Raw genomic sequence first — 18,829 nt, forward strand, 5'->3', positions numbered from 1 at the left:
CGATTCTTCGGGAGGGCAGCTAGGTCCCACCCCTTGCGGACCTTGGCTGCAGGGAAGTGTTCGAGATGATCAGACAGGTTCCAGCACCATATGGCCGATCGCTGTGTTCGAGCACGGCACGTGGTAGTGGCGGTGCAGGGCGCGCGTCGCCTTGCCCAGGCTCCCGCGCATGATCAGCCACATCACCATCTCGATGCCTTCGCTGCCCGTTTCGCGCAGATATTCGATGTGCGGGATACGGCGCAGATGGTCGCTGTCGCCTACCAATCCGTCGAGGAACATGTTGTCCCATTCCCGATTGATCAGCCCGGCGCGCGGCCCCTGAAGCTGGTGGCTCATGCCGCCAGTGCCCCAGACCTGAACGTTCAGGTCCTCAGGGAAGCTCGCGACGGCGCGGGCGATCGCCTCGCCCAGCGCCCAGCAGCGATTGCCGGAGGGCGGCGGATAGGTGACGACGTTCACCGCCAGCGGGATCACCTTGCACGGCCACTCCGGCACGTCGCCGAACATCATGCTGAGCGGCACGGTGAGCCCGTGGTCCACGTCCATCTCGTTGATGATCGTCATGTCGAATTCGTCGAGGATCAAGCTCTGGGCGATGTGCCAGGCGAGGTCAGGATGGCCGATCACGTCGGGCACCGCGCGGGGCCCCCAGCCCTCGTCAGCGGGCTTGTAGCGCTCGCCGCAGCCGATCGCGAAGGTAGGGATGATCTTCATGTCGAACGCGGAGGCGTGGTCGTTATAAACCAGGATGACGACGTCGGGCTTCTCGGCCTTCTCCCACTCCCGGGTCCAGTCATAGCCGGCGAAGATCGGGCCAAAATAGGCGTCACGGTCCTTCTTCTGGTCGTGGGCGACGCCGAGCAGCGGCACGTGGCTGGAGGCCACGCCTGCGGTGATCCGGGCCATCAGCGCTTGTCCTTCATCGAGCGCAGGCCTTCGGGCGAACGCCCGCCCGCATTCATCATCGCCTGATATTCTTCGACCGAAACGCCGGTCATCGTGCTCACGGCCTGGAGAAAGCTCTTGCCGTCGGTCGAAAAGACCTTGGACAAGAAATAGATGTTGCCGCCGAGATCGAGCAGCGCGTTGTAATCGCGCGCCAGCACCGCCGCCTTCTGCTCCGGCGTCAGCTGCCATTCGTCGAGATAGGCGGCTTCGTCGGCCTTCCAGCGCTCGCGGTTTTCGGCCTTCATCAGGCTCATCGCGAACTGGTTGAGGTGATACCCCTGGCGTGCGCGCTTCGCTGTAAAGACGCGCGTGCCCGGAATGTCCTCCATCTCCGCGAGATAGGCGTGGATGTCGCGCGGCTCGCTCACAGTCCGCGCTCCTTCAATTGGGCATCCAGCCGGGGGAATACGCGCCGGGCGTTGCCCTCATAGATCGCGTGGCGTTGCGCCTCGGAGATCGGCAGCGCATCGACATAGCGCTTGGTGTCGTCGAAATAATGCCCGGTTTGCGGATCGATCCCGCGGACGGCGCCGACCATCTCGCTGCCGAACAGGATGTTCTTGGTATCGATCACTTCGGCCAGCAGGTCGATGCCCGGCTGGTGATAGACACAGGTGTCGAAATACACGTTGTTCATCACGTGCCCTTCGAGGCTCGGCTGCTTGAGCATGTCGGCCAGCCCACGATAGCGCCCCCAGTGATAGGGCACCGCGCCGCCGCCGTGCGGGATGATGAAGCGCAGCGTGGGAAAATCGGCGAACAGGTTGCCTTCGATCAACTGCATGAAGGCTATCGTATCCGCCGCGATATAATAGGCGCCCGTCGCGTGCAGCCCGGGATTGCAGCTGCCCGAAACGTGGATCATCGCCGGCACGTTCAGCTCGACCATCTTCTCGTAGAACGGGTACCAGAAACGGTCGGTCAGCGGGGGAGACTTGAAGTGCCCGCCGCCCGGATCGGGGTTCAGGTTGCAGCCGATGAAGCCCATGCCGACGCAGCGATCGAGCTCGGCGATCGACCCTGCCATGTCCGCAGCCGGGTTCTGCGGCAACATGCACACCGGAGCGAAGATCTCGGGATACAGATCGGCACAGCGCTTGATCAGGTCGTTGTTCGCGACTGCCCAGGCCTTGCTGACGCTTTCGTCGCCCACATGCGGGGCCATCGCCGATGCGCGTGGGCTGAAAATCGTCATGTCCGCGCCGCGCTCCTTGAGCAACCGGATCTGGTTGGCCTCCAGCGTCTCGCGGATCTCGTCGTCACTGATCGCGGGATAGGACGGGGGCCTGTCGCCGGCCTTGAACGCCGCCTTCTGCGCCTCACGCCATTCGTTATGGGGCGCGGGAGCAGTGGTGTAGTGGCCGTGGCAGTCGATGATCATGGGGCAGCGTCCTCTCGGCGCGGAAGAAGCAGGGAGAGCTTGGCCTCGAGCCCTGCGGGTGCAGTTTGGCCAACTGCGCCAGCGGCGCGCTGGCGCTCGATCGTGCCGCGCGACATCGACGAACCGGTACCCAGTGCCTCGAGCGTCTTGACCACTTCTTGCATCTCGGCGGCGCGGCGAATGCCGTGCGTCAGCATCCGGTCGAGGTTGTAATCGAAGCGCGTGGCCCAGCTTTCCGCGCGCCAGCTGGCGTCGAGCGACGCGATCACCTGGTCGCGCACTCCGGCGGCCTCGGCGGCCAGCACGCATTCGGCGGAAAGCGCTTCCAGCCCCTTCACCATCACCGACCGGATCATCTTGATCGCGGACGCTGCCCCCACCGAGCCGGTCACGACACCAACGTTGGCGAAGCCCAGCCGCACGAGCATCGCCGCGCCGTCCTCGGCATGTGGGCCACTCACCAGCAGCGGCACGCCGCGCCGGGCGGGGTGCACCGGTGCCATCACCGCGACATCGACATAGCGTGCGCCCGCCGCTTCTATCGCCCGCGCCGCTGCGCGCTTGGTATCAGGGGCGACGGAGTTGCAATCGAGCCACAGCGTGCCGGGGGCGGGCACCGCGCTTTCAGCGGTCGCAAGTGCCTGGTCGGCAGTCACCAACGAAAAGACTGCCCGCGTTCCATTGAGCGCTTCGGCGGCAGTGGTCGTGCCCACAACGACGGCCGCAGCATAGTCGGCCTGCTTGGCAGCACGCGTGGCGGGATCGTCGGTTTTGCGGTCATAGGCGCGGGCATACGGCACCCATTCAGCCCCTGCCGCGAACGCAGCACCGGCCTCGCCAAATCCGATCAGCCCAATCCTCTCCATGGATCAAGGGCTATGCCGCAGCCTTTCCGCCGACCAATCCAATTGCAGCGCCGGCTATTCGGAAAGCTGAAGTCCCTGTTCGTCTATCAACGCCAGCAACCGGCTTTGCGCCAGCGTCGGACGCCAGTCGGCACGAGTGGTCACGCCGATGGTCCGAACCGTACCCGGCAGAGGGTCCCCGATGGTGGTGAGCATGCCGGCGCTGATCTCGAGTGCGACCTGATCGGGCGAAATCAGGGTCAGGAAATCGCTGTCACGCAGCACGCCACGGATGGTCATCACCGACCCGCATTCGATTGGCACGGGGGGCAACGCCCGTCCTGCAAAGATCGCTTCCCAATGGGTGCGCAGCGGGGTGCCCGCCGGCCCGACGATCCAGGGATAGCGGGCTAGGGAGTCGAGATCCGGGGTTTGCTTTGCTAGTGGGTGTCCCAGGCGCCCGACGACAGTCAGCCGATCCACGAAGAGCGGTTTCTGGACCAGGTCTGGCACCGCATCCGGCCTGAGCGCCCCGATCAGGAAATCGACGGCGCCGTCGCGCAGCGGCTCGACCAGCTCGCGCCACGAGCCCTCTACGACGTCGATCGTGGCCTTCGATCCCGTCGTCACGAATTTCGCCAGGGCCGCGGGGAGTAGGAGTGCTCGGCAAAGCGGCATTGCGCCTATCGTGATCCGCCCCCCCTCCCTTCCATCGGGTGCGGTTTCAGCGATTGCAGCGGCGAGTTCGGCCGCCGCGAGGCGTACTCCCCGGGCGAGCCGCCTCCCGGCATCGGTGAGCACGACCCCGCGACCCCGCCGATCCACCAGTGGCTGGGCACCCAATTGCTCCAGATCGCGGACTGCGCGGTGCAAGGCGGGTTGCGATAGGGCGGTGGCGTGTGCCGCACCGACAAAGCTCCCGGCATCGGCGAGCGCAAGAAAGGCGCCGAGCTGGGTAGCCGTCATCAACAGCTCGGGTCGGGCAAAGCCACGCCCACCGCGCCTGGGTGCCGCCGCGGCCAGGTGGCCGATCGCTGTCGCGACGCGCTCGGCAAAGACCCTGCCTGCCGCAGTCGGGGGCATGCCGTCCGTGCGCCGCTCGAACAACGTGACGCCCAGCTGACGCTCAAGCTTTGCGATGCCTTGCGTGAGCGCCGGCTGCGACAGGTTCACGGCTTGGGCGGCGGCGCTCATGCTGCCTCTCGCCGCGATCGCCTGGATGGCGCGCAGATGGCGCAGGTTCAAGTCGAATGGTGCGGCAGCCATGCCACCACATAGCAAAATCTTATGGCCGCTCCGCAATAGTGAATTGAAGCGTGCCGCCACCAGAGGCAGTCGGAAGATCAAGGAGAATGGCATGGCAGGCAAGGTCGTCCAGAACATCGCGCGCGCCGATCTGGCGGTGATAGACGGCCTCGCGGCTGCGGGAGTGGCCACCGTCCACGAGGCGCAAGGCCGCATTGGACTGCTCGCCAGCCACATGCGCCCCATCTATGCGGGGGCGCGCATCGCCGGCTCGGCCGTCACCATCTCGGCCCCTCCCGGCGACAATTGGATGGTCCATGTGGCGATCGAGCAATTGCAGCCAGGCGACATCCTCGTGCTCGCACCCACCAGTCCGTGCGAAGACGGTTACTTCGGAGACCTGCTCGCAACCTCAGCCATGGCACGGGGCTGCCGCGGCCTCATCATCAATGCCGGTGTGCGCGATGTCCGCGACCTTTCGCAGATGGGCTTCCCAGTCTGGTCGAAGGCAGTGTTCGCGCAAGGTACGATCAAGGCGACGCTCGGATCAGTCAACGTACCCATCGTCTGCGCCGGTGCGGCAGTCGAAGCGGGCGACGTGATCGTCGCAGACGACGACGGCGTGTGCGTGGTCAAGCGAGCCGACGCCGCTTCGGTGCTGGAAAAGGCGCAGGCCCGCGAAGCCGCCGAGGAAGGCAAGCGCAAGCGTCTCGCGGCGGGCGAGCTTGGCCTCGACATCTACGACATGCGCGGCAAGCTTGAGGCGATGGGCCTGAAATATGTCTGAGGGCGTGCGCGCCATGTGGATGCGCGCCGGCACGTCAAAGGGCGCCTTTTTCCTGGCCTCGGAGCTTCCGCAAGATGTGGCCGAGCGGGATGCGTTCCTGCTTCGCATCATGGGCTCGCCCGATCCGCGCCAGATCGACGGCATGGGCAGCGCCGACCCGTTGACGTCGAAGGTCGCGGTGGTCAGGAAGTCGAGCCGCGATGGGGTGGATGTCGACTATCTATTCCTCCAGGTCTTCGTCGATCAGGCGATCGTCACCGACAGCCAGAATTGCGGCAACATGCTTGCCGGCGTCGGCCCGTTCGCGATCGAGCGCGGCTTGATCGAGGCAGTCGGCGAAGAAACGCGCGTCGCGATCTTCATGGAGAATACCGGGCAAGTCGCCGTCGCCACTGTTGTGACGCCGGGCGGCGAAGTTACCTATTCCGGCGAGGCTGCCATCAGCGGCGTGCCAGGCGCGGCCGCCCCGATCTCGCTGGCCTTTCGCGACACCGCTGGCTCCTCCTGCGGCGCGCTGCTGCCCACGGGCAACGCCGTCGATGAAATCGAAGGGGTTCGCTGCACGCTGATCGACAATGGCATGCCCTGTGTGGTCTTCGCTGCCAGCGACGTGGGCGCCACTGGGTATGAGGACCGCGATACGCTCGACGCGGACACTGACCTGAAAGCCCGCATCGAAGCCATTCGCCTGAAGGCCGGCCTGCTGATGAACCTCGGCGACGTCACGGAGAAGTCGGTGCCCAAGATGATGCTCGTCGCGCCGCCCAGTGCCGGCGGCGCGATCGCGGTACGCTCGCTGATCCCACACCGGGTCCACGCCTCGATCGGGGTGCTCGGCGCGGTCAGCGTCGCCACTGCCTGCCTGATCCCCGGATCGCCTGCGCAAACTGTCGCCATCGTGCCGGGTGGCAAGACCAAGACGCTAGGGGTCGAGCACCCGACAGGCGTGACCGAATGCGTGGTGAGCGTCGATGCAGCGGGAAATCCGGTCGAAGCGGGCATGTTGCGCACCGCACGCAAGCTGATGGATGGAGTGGTATTCGCGTGAGCATCGACGAAGAAGGCCGTATCCGCAGCTGGACGCTGGCGCCGTCAGCGCCTGCCTATGTGCCCCCGCCTGGCGCGGTGGATGCGCATTGCCATGTGTTCGGGCCTCAGGCCGCGTTTCCGTTCAGTCCCAAGGCGAAGTATCTGCCCCAGGACGCTGGGCCGGAGATGCTGTTCGCGCTGCGCGACAGGCTGGGCTTTGCGCGCAATGTGATCGTCCAGGCGAGCTGCCATGGGACGGACAATGCCGCGACGCTGAATGCCATCGCCCAGTCTGAAGGCATGGCGCGCGGCGTGGCCGTGGTCGACCCTGCCATTAGTAATACAGAGCTCGACGCGCTCCACGCAGGCGGCATCCGCGGTGTCCGTTTCAACTTCCTCAAGCGGCTGGTGGACGATGCTCCAAAGGACAAGTTCCTGGAAGTTGCACACCGGATTGGGCGGCTCGGCTGGCATGTCGTCGTTTATTTCGAGGCCGACATCCTGGAGGAGATGAAGCCTTTTCTTGCCGCAATCCCAACCCCTGTCGTGATCGACCATATGGGGCGCCCCGATGTTGCTCAGGGCTCCGAAGGTACGGACATGCGGGCTTTCCGGACCCTGCTCGACAGCCGCGAGGATATCTGGACCAAGGTGACCTGCCCCGATCGGCTCGACGCCCGGGGCGCGCCTTATCACGATTTCGTCGCGGCGGTCCGCCCGCTGGTCGAAGCTTATCCGGACCGCGTGCTGTGGGGGACCGACTGGCCGCACCCGAACATGGAAACCAACATCCCCGATGACGGCGCGTTGGTCGACGTGATCCCGCGCATCGCGCCTACGCCCGAACTCCAGCACAAGTTGCTCGTCGCCAATCCCATGCGGCTCTACTGGCCCGACCTGCAGCCCGGCAGCTGAAGGCCCTTAGCCTTCTTCAGGCTCTCCTAAAAATCCGCATCAACAAACGTTGACGATACGTATTGTTTGTGTTGATATCTATTTAGATCGCGGAAAGCGGCTGATCAGGTTAGGAGAGCATGATGAGGGCTTCGCAGCTACTCGTAGGAGCGGCGTCGGTCGCGTTGATGACCGCGGGACAGGCATGGGCGCAAGCGGACGTGCCGCTGCCGCCCTCGACCACACAAGAGGAGGCAGCCGGACAGCCAGAAAGCGCTGGCGAGGTCGTCGTGACCGGCACCAGCATTCGTGGCGTGGGAGCGCCTGCTTCGGCGTCCGTCCAGCTCAGCCGGGAAGATTTCATCACCAGCGGCGCCGCGACTTCGTCGGATATCGCCCGCACCCTGCCCCAGGTCGTGAATATCGGCTCGGACGAAAGCCGCCGCGGCGGCGCGCAGGATGCGGCCGCGAACCGCACCCGCACGTCGAGCATCAATCTGCGCGGCCTGTCTGATGAGGCCACGCTGCTCCTACTCAACGGCAGGCGGCTTGCGCCCAACGGTACCATTCGGGCGCTCGCCGACCCCAGCATGATCCCGGCGATTGCGATCGAGCGGCTCGAGGTCGTGCCCGACGGCGCTTCAGCTATCTACGGTGCCGACGCAGTCGCTGGCGTGGTCAACATGATCACCCGCCGCCCGTTTAACGGCGCTGAAGTGCAGCTGCGTTATGGCGGGGCCGACGGCCTTGACCAGATGCAGGGATCGGCGCTGTTGAGCCGCAAATGGGCAAGCGGCGGCGTAATTGCCGCGTATGAATATTATCACCGCAGCAACCTGGAAGCGGCGGATCGAGACTTCACCAGTTCGGACCTGCGTTCGATCGGCGGAACCGATCAGCGCTCTACCTTCACTGCGCCGGGCAACATCATCGTCGGGGGCGTCCGCTATCCTTTGCCCAACGGGAGCGGCCGCAACCTCACCGCAGCCGGGCTGACCGCCGGATCGCCGAATTTGTTCGACTCCGGGCGCTGGGGAGACCTGCTGCCTGATCAGGAACGCCATTCTGTCTTCGTCAGCGCCTATCAGAATTTAACTGATCGCCTGACCCTTAACTATGAAGGTTTCTACAGCAATCGGACCTTCTTTGAGCGGGTGCAGCCGCCGACGGCGACGCTTACCGTCCCGCGCAGCAACCCGTTCTTCGTGCATCCGACGAACCCGCTCGCGCAGACCGTTCAGGTCGAATATCGCTTCCTCGACGCTGCCCGCAACGCAAGTTGGTCCGGCTCCGATGTGGGTTGGCAGAATGCGCTGAGGCTCAGCTACGACTTGGATGGCGACTGGCAGGTCAACGCTACCGCGTCGATCAGCAAGAATCGCGGGCGCGCCAGAACCGCGGACGTCAACAACCTCCAGTTCATACCGCTCGCGCTGGCCAGCTCCGATCCGGCCACTGCGCTCAATCCCTTCGGCAACGGCGCTCTCGAGAACAATAATCCAGCGACCCTGGCCGATGTCTGGGGTGTCCGGGACAGCTTCACGACCAACAAGAGTCGCGACTTCACGCTGAAGCTGGATGGCCCGCTGTTCGCGATCGGGGGCGGCGACGTGCGTGCGGCCTTCGGCGCCGAGTATCACGAGAACGATCTGCGCTACGTCATCTACTCGTCCATCAAGAACCGGGCGAACGATCTGCTGCTGGATCGCGATCGCGCCAAGTCCCGCAATAACAAGGCGGTTTTCGGCGAGCTGAACATCCCCGTGTTCGGCGCGGCGAACGCGACCGGCGGCTTTCAGGAGCTGACGGTCCAGCTGGCCGCTCGCTACGAGGAGTATTCCGACTTCGGTGACACGTTCAATCCGAAGGTCGGCGTTACCTGGACTCCCGTGGACGGCTTCCGACTGCGCGGTAGCTGGGGCACGTCATTCCGCGCGCCGTCGCTGATCGACTCCTCGGACGCGATCTACAACATCTTCATTCAGGATTTTGTGGATGGCGGTGTCAGGAAGCGCGGCATCTTCCAGAATGGCGGCAATACCGACCTCGATCCGGAAGAGGCGACCACCTGGTCGATCGGCGCGGATTTCCGGCCTGCATTCCTCAGGGGGTTCAGCGCGTCCGCGACCTATTACAACATCAAGTACAGCAACGTGATCAGCGTGCTGGGTGGCGATACGATCCTGAGCAACAACGCGCTCTACGGCCAGTACGTCGTCCGCAACCCCTCCGCCGCACAGGTCGAGGCGCTGCTAAACCATCCCAATCTGGAAAGCCTGCGCGAGCCTGCGGCAAACCTGCTGTTGATCGTCGACGGACGCCGCGACAATCTGGGCGAGCTGCACCAGGACGGGATCGACGTGCAGGTCAACCAGCGAATTGATACCGCGATCGGCGCCTTCACTGCCGGCGCGGCACTCACCCAGATCCTGAATTCCGACCGATCCTCAGCACCCGGCGTGCCGTTCCAGAACGCTCTCAACATCATCAACTTTCCGGTCGATACCCGCATCCGCGGCAATCTGGGCTGGTCGAACAGCAACTGGTCCGTCAACGGATATTGGAACCATGTGGGCGACTACCTCAACAATTCGGTGAGTACGAACCAGCGGGTCGAGGCCTATAATACGTTCGACGCATCGATCAGCTATAACTTCGGCGACGAAGGGCCGTTCAACGGTCTTCGGCTGACGCTTTCGGCGCAGAATGTGTTCGATCGCGACCCGCCCGACGTGATCAACGGAAGCTCGGCCTGGGACAGCCAGAACGCCTCCCCGATCGGCCGCTTCATCGCCTTCGACATCCGCAAGTCGTTCTAAGGCCGGGGCGATGATCCGCACGGCGATCACCCTGATCGTCGCGGCTTCGGCAGCGGGCGCCGCGCTTTTCCTCCCTGGAAACGCAGCGCCCGCAACCGCTGGTTCGTCCGGGACGGCGGAGCTCTGCGGCACGCAGGTTGCCTTGCCGGGCGACATCCGCATCGAGAAAGCCACCCGCGTCCTGGCGGCGGAGCCGGTCGCGATCGCGCGCGGCTATCGGCCGACGCACGGCTTCTGCCGTGTCGAGGGCGTGATCGAGGCCGAGATCGGCTTCGAACTGTGGCTCCCCGACGCTTCGGTATGGAACCGCCGATTTCTGGGCGCTGGGGTCGGTGGCCAGGCCGGGAGCTTCGCCTATCCCGATCTCGCCCGCGGTGTGGAGCGCGGCTATGCGGCGGCCTCGACCGACACGGGGCATAAGGCCTCCGACGAGACATGGCTGCTGGGCAGGCCCGATCGCGCAGCCAATTACGCAGAACGCGCCAACCATCTGCTGGCGATCAAGGGCAAGGCACTGACGGCCGCCTATTTTGGCGCCGCACCGCGCAAGGCGATCTTCGTCGGCTGCTCGGGCGGCGGGCGTCAGGCAATGACTGAGATGCAGCGCTTCCCCAACGACTATGACGGCATCCTTGCCGGTGCGCCCGGCGTCAACACGCCAGCGATGAGCGCGCGGCGGCTGTGGGAGATGATCCAGCACGATCGGCATCGCGGCGTACTGGACGCCGCGGGCTGGAAGCGCATCGCCGACGGCGCCGTCGCCAAATGCGATCCCGAGGACGGCGTGAAGGACGGCCTCATCGAGGATCCGCGCGCCTGCCGCTTCACGCCCGCGCTGCTGGCATGCACGCCCGGACAGAGCGGCCCCGCCTGCCTGACCCCGCCCCAGGTGGCGCTTGCCACGCGCATCTACGCGCCCCTGCACGACGAAAAGGGCAAGCGGATCGACTCCGGCATCCCCCCCGGAACGCCGATTTCTCCCGTGCCCGCGCCCGAGCCGTTCACGCCAGGCCCCAAATACCTTGCCACCGTGCTGTTCGGCCAGGGCATCCACCGCAGCGCGAATTGGGACGTGCGCGACTTCGTGATCGCGCGCGATCTGCCTGCCATCGACAAGGTGATGAACCTACACGCGGACGATCCGCGGATCGAGTTGTTCGTCAGCCGCGGCGGCAAGCTGATCCTCTACCATGGATGGGCCGACGCGCTCGTCGCAGCACAGCCGACGATCGACTATCACCGGGCGCTACAGAAACGCTTCGGTGCGGCCCGCACGCAAAGCTTCGCCCGGCTGTTCATGATGCCGGGCATGGATCATTGCCGCGGCGGCGATGTACCCGACCGCTTCGGCGGCGCGGGCGGCCTTACAGGCGAAGGCATGTCGCGCGGCGCGGGCGACGACCTGCTCACGGCACTGGAGGTCTGGCTCGACGGCGGCCCCGCGCCTGTACAGGTCCGCACTGCGCAGTTCGACGGCGACAAGCTGGTCCGGGCGCGTCCCGCGTGCGCCTTCCCCGCGCGCGTCCGCTATACCGGCGGCCCTGTCGAACGCGCCGAATCCTACCGCTGCGAAACCGGAGCCAAAAGATGATTCCACGCCCGCTGATCCCCGTAGCCGCGTTGCTCCTCACGTCGGCGACTCCCCCGCCCGCGCAGGATGTGCCGCAGGCGCTGGCCCAGGCGTGCGCGGGCGTCGCCTCGCTCAACATTCCCGACGTGGTGGTCACCGCTGCCACACCCACTGCCGCGGGGGCCGCCTGGGCAAGCGGGATGCCCACGGGCCGCATGCCCACCGCCACAGTGTCGCGCCCCTTCTGCCGTGTGCAGGGGACGATCGAGCGGACCATCGCGTTTGAACTGTGGCTCCCGGCCAAAGCGGAATGGAATGGCAAGTTCCTGGCTGGCGGTGTGGGCGGCGCAGCGGGAACGTTCAACTTCCAGGATCTGCCGCGCGGAGTCAGCCGCGGCTATGCCGCCGCGTCGACCGACACTGGGCACAAGATGTCCGATCCGGCCTGGATGCTCGATGCGCGCGCACGAGAGAACTTCACGCACCGGGCCAACCACCTGCTAGCGGTCAAGTCGAAGGCGATCCTGGCCGCACATTACGGTGCCGACGCCCGTTACAGCTACTTCATCGGCTGTTCGGGCGGAGGGCGGCAGGGCCTGAAGGAGCTGCAACGCTATCCGGCCGATTACGACGGCATCATCAGCGGCGCCAATGGCCCAAAGACGCCGGAGATGACCGTGCGGCGCATGTGGGAGATTCTCCAGCGCGACAGCCATCCTGGCCTGATGTCTCCCGCGAACTGGCAGTTGATTGCCGACCGCGGCACCGCCGCCTGCGATGCGGCCGACGGTGTCGCCGACGGGCTGGTCGAGGATCCGCGCGCCTGTACCTTCAAGATCGCTTCGCTGACCTGCAAGCCGGGCGAGAAGGGCAATTGCCTATCATCCGCGCAGGTCGCCTTTGCCGAGCGCATCTACGCGCCGCTTCGCGACTCTTCCGGTCGTGCGATCGATGGCGGTCTGCTGCCCGGCGTCCTCGTCGACAACGGCCGCTCGCCGCTCGCGATCGGCACCTTCGGGCAGGCCGTCCGAGGGCTGCGCGATTGGAACGGCAAGGACTTCGACGTGGCGAAGGACTTGGCCGCGATCGACCGGGTAATGCCCGAACTTCGCGCCGACGATCCCAACCCGTCCGCCTTCCAGAAGCGGGGTGGCAAGTTGATCCAGTACACCGGGTGGCTCGACGGAGCGGTGGCCGGGCGAATGGTCGTCGACTATCATGACGCACTCACCAAACAGGCCGGCGGTGCTGCGCCGACCGCGCGGTTCGCGCGGCTCTACACGCTGCCCGGTGTCCATCACTGCGCAGGCGGGCCCGGTCCCGATCAGATTGGCGGAGCAGGCCGTGATGCGCCGGTGCCCGACGCCCGCCACGACCTGCTCACCGCGCTCGAAGCCTGGGTGGAACATGGCCGGGCTCCCGGTTCGATGATCGCTTCCAAGGTGCAGGACGGAAAGGTCACGCGCACTCGGCTCATCTGCCCCTATCCGCAGCGCTCGACCTATAAGAGCGGTGATCCGAACCAGGCCGCTTCCTTCAGCTGCGTGAGTCCGGGAAGCCGCGGCCGATGATCCGCCTGACCCTTGTCGCCTCGCTGCTCGCGCTTGCCGCACCTGGGCTTCCCGACACGGTCACCCGCGCGCCCGAGCCCACCGCCACATCGCAGATCTGGCTCGATCCGGGCCTTCCCGGCACGCCTGAGGCAGCGGCGCTCGAGCGGGCAGGATATGTCCGGGAGGAATGGTTTCAGACGGGCACTGCCAATGTCTACGGCTATGACACTTCCGGAAAGCCTGCCATCGAGCGCGCGGACGTGCCGTACACCACGCGCCTGATCGTTATACGGCCACGTGATCCGCATCGGTTCAGCGGCAGCATCCAGCTGAACCCCTTCCATCCCGTGATGAGCAACAGCAACTGGAGCACCATCGCCGATTACGCGATGGAGCGCGGCGATGCCTTCGTCGGCGTGATGATCGGGGCCGACGACAATACGCGGCGTGCCCCGGCGGGACCCGTGCCGATGATGGCGACGAAGGTGCTGAGTTGGTTCAACGCAGAACGTTATGCGCCCATCAACTGGCCCGCCGACGAAGACGGAATCCGCTGGGACGTGTTCGCCGACACGGCGCGGCTGATCCGTTCGGCCGATGGACCGCTCAAGGGCCTGAAGGTCACGCGCGCCTATGCCCAGGGCTGGTCCTTCACCGGCAGCTTCCTGCGCACCTTCATCAACTCCGGCTTCCACGCCATGGCGCGGCTGCCGAACGGCAAGCCCCTGATCGACGGCTATTTGATCGGCATCTCGTCCTTCAGCTTTCGCTCTGGCTATGTTCCGATCAACTCGCGCGCGGCGAACCTAGCCGAAACAGATCCGCGGCGTTCCAACGTCCCCATCGATGTGCCGGTGATCGAATTGCAGAGCGAGAATGAGGCGATCTCCAATCGCGAGCCGCAAACGCCCGACAAGGATGGCGCACCCGGCGCGCACCGGCTCTATGAGCTTCCCGGGGTTACGCATGGCTCCAGCCGCCGCCGCGGCACTGTCTCTGACCGCCAGATCGCCGAGCGCCTCGGCGAGCCCCAGCCGGCACGGCCGGACACCTGCCCCTTGCCGCAGACCGACATCGACATGGCCGCCTTCGCCTCGGCCGCGCTCGAAAATCTCGATCGCTGGTCACGCAACGGCATCGCCGCCCCGCGTGCGGAGCGGCTCCAGCACACAGAAGGCGTCCAGCGCCGTGACGCGAACGGCAACACGCTGGGCGGCATTCGCCCGGCGCAGATCGCCGTCCCCCTTGCGCGCTACGGCCCCGCGCCTGACGGCAGCGGATGTGACCCCGTTCGGCCCGGCATCGGCAGCGCCTTTATTCCGATGCGCCGCGTGCCGCTGCCTGCAGAGCGGCTGGCTCAGCTCTACCCCGGCGGACAGACCGAATATCTCCGCCGCTTCGACGCCGCCGCCGACGCGCTGGTCTCCCACCGATGGCTGCGCGCACCCGATGCCGCAGCCCAGAAAGCCGAAGCACGCATGTTTGCCCGGGAGTCGTTTCGATGATCCGTTCCGTCGTCGCCTTATTGATTGCCACCGCGCCTGCCGCGGCCCTGGCCCAGAAGGCCCCAAGCTTCGGCCACTACGCACCCGCACTCCAGTACAAGGACGCGGTCGTCACCTCCGAATATGTGACGATGCGCGATGGCGTGCGTATCGCGGTCAGCGTCACGCGCCCGGCGATCGACGGCAAGCCTGCCCCGGGTCGCTTCCCGGTCATCTGGACCGGATCGCTCGACATCCGTAGCCCCTACAAGACCGGCAGCATTGCGGCCGAGGACGGCACCTTCAGCGCCTTTCGCGGCGCCTATGGCGTCGGCAGCATCGTGGGCCATGGCTATGTCCTCGTCACCGCTGCACGGCGAGGGTCGGGCGCGTCGTTCGGCAAGCGCCGCGGCTATCAGGATCGCAACGAGGCGCATGATGCCTATGAGATCAACGAATGGGCCGCGCGCCAGCCCTGGTCGTCGGGCAAGACCGCGATCTACGGCTGCTCCAACACTGGCGAGGCCGTGATGCACGCGATGACGGTGCTGCCCCCCAGCCTGAAGGCAGTGTTCGCCGGCTGCTTCAACTGGAACAAGTTCGACGGCTTTACCCGCGGAGGGATGATCGCCAACTGGGGCACCGGCCCCTCCCGCACGCTTGAGGAGGACATGAAGTCCACGCCGCTCGAGGGCGACGACGACCGCGTGCTGCTGCGCCAGGCAGCGGAGGAGCATCAGGGGGCGAGCAATCTGTTCGACCTGATGGCTTCCATGCCTTATCGCGACAGCTTCTCGCCGCTCACATTCAGCCGCTTCTGGGGCGAGGGCAGCGTCAGCAGTTACAAGCCCCAGCTTGATACGTCCAAGGTCGCGACATACATCATGGGCGGCTGGTACGACGATTTCCGCGCTCAGGGGCTGATTGCCCAGGCCAACCTGCCCAATCGCCCGAAGATCATCATCGGCCCATGGACGCATTGCGCGACCACCGGGCACGAACAACTCGTCGCCACCGAAGTGCTCCGCTTCTTCGACCAGCATCTCAAGGGCATCGACACCGGCACGACGCGCGACGCGCCGGTCCATTATTTCACGATCAATGCGCCCGAAGGTGCCGGCTGGCGCTCCGCAGCCCGCTTCCCGCTGCCGGGCACGCAAATGCGCGCCTTCCACCTTGGCGGCGAGAACCGGCTCGCGGCACAGCCGGGCAAGGCGGCGGCCACGTCCTTCACCGTCCGGCGCGAAGGCAAATGCCCGGGTGCTGGCGGCGCAGCGGCCCAGCCCTGCCACATCCCGGGCCTTGGTGCGTCGTGGAGCATGGGGGTAGCCGCCGATACGGAGATCACCGGTCATCCCACCGTCGACCTGTGGATCGTTTCCGACGCGCCGGACGAGCATGTCTTCGCCTATCTCGAGGACGTGGCACCCGATGGCAAGGTGACGGTCGTCACGGAGGGGCGCCTGAAAGCAAGCATCCGTAAGGTGACTCCTGCGCCGTGGGACAATGCTGGCCTGCCCTGGCATCGCGGCTATGCCGAGGACGCCCAGTCGCTCACGCCGGGCGAGCCCGCGCCGCTACAGTTTGCGATGCTCCCGGCTTCCTATGTATTCCGCAAGGGGCACCGCCTGCAGGTCACTGTCACCGGCTGGGACCCGCGCGAGCGTCAGGCGCCAAAAACCGCGTCGAGGATCCGCATCCTGAACGATGAGAAGCATCGCTCAACCGTCACGCTTCCTTATGCCCCGGCTGCCTATTCGGCTGCCGTTGCGTCGCGCTGACCCAGACGGATGTAAGGCCCCAGAACGATGATGCTGCCCGCGGTCCACCCGGCCGCGCGCCGCGCGCCCTCAACGGTGAAAGACATCGTACATCCGATCGAGCGCGGCGTCGAAGATCGGGCGCTCTTCCGCGCTGAGCTGCGCCAGCACCTCGGCCTCCACCCCTTCCATGATGGTGAACAGCTCGTCCAGGAACGCCTTGCCTTCGGGCAACAACACCAGCGCGTGACGGCGGCGGTCCACGGTCGAGCGTTCGCGCCGAGCCCAGCCGCGCCGCTCCAGTTCATCGACGATCTGGACGGTTATCGACTTGTCGAGCCCAACCGTGCTCGACAACTCCTGCTGCGACAGCCCTGGATTGGCATCGATCAGGGCAAGCGAGGAGAACAGGCCCGAACGTATCTCGTACTGAGCCGTGGCAGCCGCGAAATCAGCCGAGAGCTGGTTCTGCACGCGGCGCATGCGAAAGCCGACATAATCCCCCAGTCGCCCCAGCTGCATCCGGCGCTCGCCGCCATTGTCGGTCACGTCAGCGCTGCTTCGCTTCACGAGTTCCTCGATACCCGCAATTGATGCGGAAAATATACGGTTGATAAAATATACGGTTTCGATAGTTTCTCTCATTAGACGGCCCGCCCCGAAGGCTGTCAATCTTGAGAGGTCAGGCGTGTCCCTTCCCGTCACCGATGCCGCCCCGCCGGCAAGCGAGGAACCCGCCGCACGCGGTACGGCGGGCAAGGCTGCCTTCTATGTTGGGTCGGCAGGCCTGTTGCTGGCTACCGCAGCGGATTCGATCGCCGTGCTCGGCCGCCACACCGGCTTCGCGCTGCTCGGCTCGATAGAGATCGTCCAGGTGGCGATCGTCTTCATCGCCGCCGCATCATTGGTCACCGTCACGCTGAACCATGGGCATGCCGCCGTCCACATCGTAACCGATCGTCTGGCGCCGGGCCGCCGGGCCCTACTGGCCCGGGTGGCTGCTCTGCTTGGCGCCGCCGCGGTCGGGCTGCTGCTCATCGGATCGGTCATCTTGCTGGGGGACGTGTGGAACGGGCATGAGCGCTCCGAACTGCTCCACATCCCGCTGCGTTGGCTCCGCCTGCTGATGATCGTCGCGCTCGGCTTCGTCGCCCTACTCTTCCTCAAGGCGGCGGTGGCGCGCCGTCCGGCAACGGAGGCAGGGCATGACGCCTGAACTCATCGGCCTTGCAGGCATTCTGGGCCTGCTCGTCCTGCTGACCATGGGCGTGCCCATCGGCGTCAGCCTGGCGCTTACCGGCGTGCTTGGCCTGATGGTCATGCTTTCGCCCGAGGCCGCGCTGGTCAAGGCAGGCGTCGTCGTGTTCGAAGTCGCGAACAAGTACGAACTCGGCGTCCTGCCGCTATTCCTGCTGATGGCGCACCTCTGCTTCGCGGCAGGGGCCAGCCGCGACTTCTTCGACGTGGCGGCGCGGTTCGTCGGGCATCGCCGGGGCGGGCTCGCTCTTGCGTCCATCGCCGGCTGCGCGGGCTTCGGGGCGATCAGCGGGTCGAGCCTCGCGACGGTGGCAACCGTTGGCTCCGCCGCACTCCCTGAAATGCGGCGCGCGGGCTATAGTCCGGGATTTGCGGCCGGCGCACTCGCCGCTGGCGGGACGCTGGGCGCGCTGATCCCGCCCTCCGGCGCGCTGATCGTCTTCGGCATCATCGCCGAAGTTTCAATCGGCCGGCTGTTCACTGCGGCGGTCATTCCCGGCATCAGCCAGGCGCTGTTCTACATGGCCGCCGTGGCAATCATGTGCTGGCTGCGGCCGGAGCTCGGGCCCCGATCGGCCCGGATAGGCTGGCGGAGCCGGATGCGGGGGCTGCTCGGCATCCTGGATATCCTGGTCCTGGTCGTGTTCGTGATCGGCGGCCTGATGATAGGCTGGTTCACGCCCACCGAAGCAGCATCGGTGGGCGTACTCGCCGCCTTCGGACTGATGGTCCTGCGCGGTGCCTTCAAGCGCGACGCGATCGGCGCTGCCTTTGCCAAAACGCTGACGACCACCGGCATGATCTACCTGATCATCTTCGGCGCGATTCTGTTCGCCACCTTCATCAGCGTCACTGGCATTGCTGACCTGATGTCGAACACGGTGCGCGAACTCGACGCCAGCCCGGTTGTCGTCGTCATCGTCATCGCGGTGATGCTGCTGGTGCTCGGCTCGTTCCTGGACGGGCTTGCGCTGATGCTGCTGACGACGCCCATCTTCCTGCCGATCGTCATGGAGCTGGGCTACAGCCCGATCTGGTTCGGCATCTTCCTGGTGCGCGCCATGGAGATCGGCTTCGTCCACCCCCCGTTGGGGCTCAACGTCTATGTCATCCAGGCTATCGGAAAGGACATTCCGCTCGGCGCCATCTTCCGCGGCATCGTCCCCTTCCTGATTGCCGACTTCTTCCACCTGGCCATGCTGATCGCCTTTCCGGTGGTCACGCTGTGGCTCCCCAGCATGATGGCGGGCTGAC

At 65.7% G+C, this 18,829-nt stretch carries 16 protein-coding genes; 10 read left to right on the forward strand and 6 right to left on the reverse strand.

The window, feature by feature from the left end; translation table 11 throughout:
- Window positions 1-69: 69 nt before the first annotated feature.
- From LQ953_RS02285 to LQ953_RS02305, 5 genes are read right to left on the reverse strand one after another with little or no spacing between them, the layout of a single operon-like run.
- Window positions 70-909, reverse strand: a complete 840-nt coding sequence (locus LQ953_RS02285; RefSeq protein WP_231028849.1) for a class III extradiol dioxygenase subunit beta — start codon at window positions 907-909, stop codon at window positions 70-72.
- Window positions 909-1,319: a protocatechuate 4,5-dioxygenase subunit alpha gene (gene ligA, locus LQ953_RS02290; RefSeq protein WP_231028851.1), complete on the reverse strand. Its 411-nt coding sequence runs from the start codon at window positions 1,317-1,319 to the stop codon at window positions 909-911. The genes LQ953_RS02285 and ligA overlap by 1 nt, the downstream gene beginning before the upstream one ends.
- On the reverse strand, window positions 1,316-2,332 hold the full coding sequence (locus LQ953_RS02295; protein WP_231028852.1) for an amidohydrolase family protein: 1,017 nt from the start codon (window positions 2,330-2,332) through the stop codon (window positions 1,316-1,318). Before LQ953_RS02295 ends, ligA begins: the two co-directional genes overlap by 4 nt.
- On the reverse strand, window positions 2,329-3,198 hold the full coding sequence (locus LQ953_RS02300) for an NAD(P)-dependent oxidoreductase (protein ID WP_231028854.1): 870 nt from the start codon (window positions 3,196-3,198) through the stop codon (window positions 2,329-2,331). Before LQ953_RS02300 ends, LQ953_RS02295 begins: the two co-directional genes overlap by 4 nt.
- 54 nt (window positions 3,199-3,252) lie before the next feature.
- The gene (locus LQ953_RS02305) at window positions 3,253-4,443 is read right to left on the reverse strand and encodes a LysR family transcriptional regulator (RefSeq protein WP_231028856.1); all 1,191 of its coding nucleotides are present in this window, start codon (window positions 4,441-4,443) and stop codon (window positions 3,253-3,255) included.
- Window positions 4,444-4,534: 91 nt separating this feature from the next.
- On the opposite strand from LQ953_RS02305, the gene ligK reads away from it, so the two are divergent.
- The 8 genes from ligK (at window position 4,535) to LQ953_RS02345 (ending at window position 16,339) form a co-directional block, all read left to right on the forward strand.
- Window positions 4,535-5,209 carry a 4-carboxy-4-hydroxy-2-oxoadipate aldolase/oxaloacetate decarboxylase gene (gene ligK / locus LQ953_RS02310; RefSeq protein WP_231028859.1) on the forward strand — a complete coding sequence of 225 codons (675 nt, stop codon included), beginning with the start codon at window positions 4,535-4,537 and terminating at the stop codon, window positions 5,207-5,209.
- Window positions 5,202-6,257, forward strand: a complete 1,056-nt coding sequence (locus LQ953_RS02315) for a 4-oxalomesaconate tautomerase (protein ID WP_231028861.1) — start codon at window positions 5,202-5,204, stop codon at window positions 6,255-6,257. Before ligK ends, LQ953_RS02315 begins: the two co-directional genes overlap by 8 nt.
- Complete coding sequence (locus tag LQ953_RS02320) at window positions 6,254-7,153, forward strand: amidohydrolase family protein (protein WP_330999368.1); 900 nt, start codon at window positions 6,254-6,256, stop codon at window positions 7,151-7,153. The genes LQ953_RS02315 and LQ953_RS02320 overlap by 4 nt, the downstream gene beginning before the upstream one ends.
- A gap of 122 nt (window positions 7,154-7,275) precedes the next feature.
- On the forward strand, window positions 7,276-9,951 hold the full coding sequence (locus LQ953_RS02325; protein ID WP_231028863.1) for a TonB-dependent receptor plug domain-containing protein: 2,676 nt from the start codon (window positions 7,276-7,278) through the stop codon (window positions 9,949-9,951).
- A gap of 10 nt (window positions 9,952-9,961) precedes the next feature.
- On the forward strand, window positions 9,962-11,542 hold the full coding sequence (locus LQ953_RS02330) for a tannase/feruloyl esterase family alpha/beta hydrolase (protein WP_231028864.1): 1,581 nt from the start codon (window positions 9,962-9,964) through the stop codon (window positions 11,540-11,542).
- Entirely contained in the window at window positions 11,539-13,092 is a 1,554-nt protein-coding gene (locus LQ953_RS02335; RefSeq protein WP_231028865.1) for a tannase/feruloyl esterase family alpha/beta hydrolase, read from the forward strand. Before LQ953_RS02330 ends, LQ953_RS02335 begins: the two co-directional genes overlap by 4 nt.
- Window positions 13,089-14,579, forward strand: a complete 1,491-nt coding sequence (locus tag LQ953_RS02340; protein ID WP_231028866.1) for an alpha/beta hydrolase domain-containing protein — start codon at window positions 13,089-13,091, stop codon at window positions 14,577-14,579. The genes LQ953_RS02335 and LQ953_RS02340 overlap by 4 nt, the downstream gene beginning before the upstream one ends.
- Window positions 14,576-16,339, forward strand: a complete 1,764-nt coding sequence (locus LQ953_RS02345; protein WP_231028867.1) for a CocE/NonD family hydrolase — start codon at window positions 14,576-14,578, stop codon at window positions 16,337-16,339. The genes LQ953_RS02340 and LQ953_RS02345 overlap by 4 nt, the downstream gene beginning before the upstream one ends.
- Before the next feature lie 69 nt (window positions 16,340-16,408).
- Here the strand turns inward: LQ953_RS02345 and LQ953_RS02350 are convergent, their stop codons facing one another.
- Window positions 16,409-16,867 (reverse strand): MarR family winged helix-turn-helix transcriptional regulator, encoded by a 459-nt coding sequence (locus tag LQ953_RS02350; protein WP_231028868.1) that lies wholly within the window; start codon window positions 16,865-16,867, stop codon window positions 16,409-16,411.
- 139 nt (window positions 16,868-17,006) lie between these two features.
- On the opposite strand from LQ953_RS02350, the gene LQ953_RS02355 reads away from it, so the two are divergent.
- Complete coding sequence (locus tag LQ953_RS02355; RefSeq protein WP_231028869.1) at window positions 17,007-17,534, forward strand: TRAP transporter small permease subunit; 528 nt, start codon at window positions 17,007-17,009, stop codon at window positions 17,532-17,534.
- The gene (locus LQ953_RS02360) at window positions 17,524-18,828 is read left to right on the forward strand and encodes a TRAP transporter large permease (RefSeq protein ID WP_231028870.1); all 1,305 of its coding nucleotides are present in this window, start codon (window positions 17,524-17,526) and stop codon (window positions 18,826-18,828) included. The genes LQ953_RS02355 and LQ953_RS02360 overlap by 11 nt, the downstream gene beginning before the upstream one ends.
- Window position 18,829 lies beyond the last annotated feature (1 nt).

The sequence above is a fragment of the Sphingomonas sp. IC-56 genome (assembly GCF_021043375.1).
Taxonomy (GTDB): Bacteria; Pseudomonadota; Alphaproteobacteria; order Sphingomonadales; family Sphingomonadaceae; genus Sphingomonas.

Coding starts and splice junctions, on each gene's coding strand:
- LQ953_RS02360 (WP_231028870.1), top strand. CDS start 17,524: ATGACGCCTGAACTCATCGGCCTTGCAGGCATTCTGGGCCTGCTCGTC.
- LQ953_RS02335 (WP_231028865.1), top strand. CDS start 11,539: ATGATTCCACGCCCGCTGATCCCCGTAGCCGCGTTGCTCCTCACGTCG.
- LQ953_RS02295 (WP_231028852.1), bottom strand. CDS start 2,332: ATGATCATCGACTGCCACGGCCACTACACCACTGCTCCCGCGCCCCAT.
- LQ953_RS02305 (WP_231028856.1), bottom strand. CDS start 4,443: ATGGCTGCCGCACCATTCGACTTGAACCTGCGCCATCTGCGCGCCATC.
- LQ953_RS02325 (WP_231028863.1), top strand. CDS start 7,276: ATGAGGGCTTCGCAGCTACTCGTAGGAGCGGCGTCGGTCGCGTTGATG.
- ligK (WP_231028859.1), top strand. CDS start 4,535: ATGGCAGGCAAGGTCGTCCAGAACATCGCGCGCGCCGATCTGGCGGTG.
- LQ953_RS02300 (WP_231028854.1), bottom strand. CDS start 3,198: ATGGAGAGGATTGGGCTGATCGGATTTGGCGAGGCCGGTGCTGCGTTC.
- LQ953_RS02340 (WP_231028866.1), top strand. CDS start 13,089: ATGATCCGCCTGACCCTTGTCGCCTCGCTGCTCGCGCTTGCCGCACCT.
- LQ953_RS02315 (WP_231028861.1), top strand. CDS start 5,202: ATGTCTGAGGGCGTGCGCGCCATGTGGATGCGCGCCGGCACGTCAAAG.
- LQ953_RS02345 (WP_231028867.1), top strand. CDS start 14,576: ATGATCCGTTCCGTCGTCGCCTTATTGATTGCCACCGCGCCTGCCGCG.
- LQ953_RS02285 (WP_231028849.1), bottom strand. CDS start 909: ATGGCCCGGATCACCGCAGGCGTGGCCTCCAGCCACGTGCCGCTGCTC.
- LQ953_RS02330 (WP_231028864.1), top strand. CDS start 9,962: ATGATCCGCACGGCGATCACCCTGATCGTCGCGGCTTCGGCAGCGGGC.